General features: G+C 45.7%; 4 protein-coding genes. 1 reads left to right on the forward strand and 3 read right to left on the reverse strand.

Annotated features, from left to right (window positions below; all coding sequences use genetic code 11):
* Positions 1-11: 11 nt before the first annotated feature.
* Positions 12-173, forward strand: coding sequence for an ATP-binding protein (locus DWA01_RS24010; RefSeq protein WP_419186981.1), 162 nt, complete (start codon positions 12-14; stop codon positions 171-173).
* A gap of 84 nt (positions 174-257) precedes the next feature.
* Here the strand turns inward: DWA01_RS24010 and DWA01_RS22900 are convergent, their stop codons facing one another.
* The 3 genes from DWA01_RS22900 to DWA01_RS04735 all read right to left on the reverse strand — a co-directional run.
* The gene (locus DWA01_RS22900) at positions 258-482 is read right to left on the reverse strand and encodes a hypothetical protein (protein ID WP_136057669.1); all 225 of its coding nucleotides are present in this window, start codon (positions 480-482) and stop codon (positions 258-260) included.
* A 62-nt stretch (positions 483-544) separates the two neighbouring features.
* Positions 545-784 (reverse strand): hypothetical protein, encoded by a 240-nt coding sequence (locus tag DWA01_RS04730; protein ID WP_114284621.1) that lies wholly within the window; start codon positions 782-784, stop codon positions 545-547.
* Between the two features lie 202 nt (positions 785-986).
* Positions 987-1,384, reverse strand: a 398-nt coding sequence (locus tag DWA01_RS04735; RefSeq protein ID WP_235008419.1) for a GMC oxidoreductase, incomplete at its 5' end; no start/stop codon positions are given.

Below are 1,384 nucleotides of genomic sequence, written 5' to 3' on the forward strand. Positions count from 1 at the left end.
ATCAAAACAAAATATTTGACCCGTTCTTTACCACTAAAAGAACGCAGGGAGGCCCAGGTTTGGGACTGCACATTATTCATAATATAGTGTGCCAGAAGATGAAGGGCGAAATTTCGGTGGAAAGCAATCAGGAACAAGGCACAACCTTTATCATTCGGCTGCCAAATGGGTAACGTCTGCTTGAAAGGTAACGGGCAATCAGGGTGAAATTTGGTTGATTGCCTATACCTAAAAAGCAAAGCCTAAGTTTTCTTTGATCAGCGGTGCCAGTGACGAGGATGATGGTGCCATTCGTCATAGGCATGGTGAGCAGAAAACCAGAACATACCCAATAACATGGTCAAAATTGACAATAGGTTTTGAATACCTGTGGTGGCATCTATAAAAAATAAAAGCCCCATGACCACAACAAACAACGCCAAGCCAGATTGTAAACCTATGTGTGGGCCAACCTTGTGCCCGTGTTTAATGTGCTTGTCCATTTCAACCCCTTGAATCATCGGTGGTTAGAGTAATGGTAAGAGGCGGACAGCCGCCTCTATCATCAGTGGTGCACGTGACTATGATGATGGCCGTGGTGCCAATGCTCGTATGCATGGTGCGCTAAAAACCAAAACATGCCAAATAATATGGTCACTACCGACATGGTGCTTTGAATGCCTGGGGTCGCGTCTATATAAAACAATGCCCCCATAACCGCCACAAACAATGCCAAGCCAGATTGTAAACCTACGTGTGGGCCCACCTTGCGCTCGTGGGTGATGTACTTATTGGACTTATCCATTTGCAACTCCTGAATTAATAGAGGTTGGATAGGGTCAGTATAGCGCCGGGGGGTTGGCCATCAGTACTGGTTTAATGGCATATTAAAATTTTGTTAAAAACCAAAGGCTCTAAAAGCATTTTGTGATTTCCCATAAAAAAAACCTGCTGATGCAGGCTTTTTAGGAGCAAACTGTTTTTAACCTAATTCCTATAATTGCGCATTAAGCCTGTGCGGCCTTAATAAGGTCGGCAGCCTTCTCTGCGATCATAATGGTAGGTGCATTGGTATTGCCGGTCACTAAGGTGGGCATGATTGAAGCGTCCACCACTCGTAACTTATCAATTCCCTTAAAGCGTAATTGATCATCCACCACTGCCATGGGGTCGCTATCTGGGCCCATCTTACAGGTACCCACCGGGTGATATTCGGTATCCGCATGGTTACGAATGTATTCCTCTAGCTGGGGAATATTGTCCCGGTCTAACGGGTAAACCATCTTGCCTTTTACCTTGTCGAACGGTTTGGACTCCATAATATCCAGGGTTTTTTGCAAGCCCTTACGCAGGTACTCCATATCCTGTTGTTCGGCTGGCGCTGATACACATCTGACGCTGCCGA

The organism is Candidatus Halocynthiibacter alkanivorans, from assembly GCF_003333265.1.
Classification (GTDB): domain Bacteria; phylum Pseudomonadota; class Alphaproteobacteria; order Rhodobacterales; family Rhodobacteraceae; genus Halocyntiibacter_A; species Halocyntiibacter_A alkanivorans.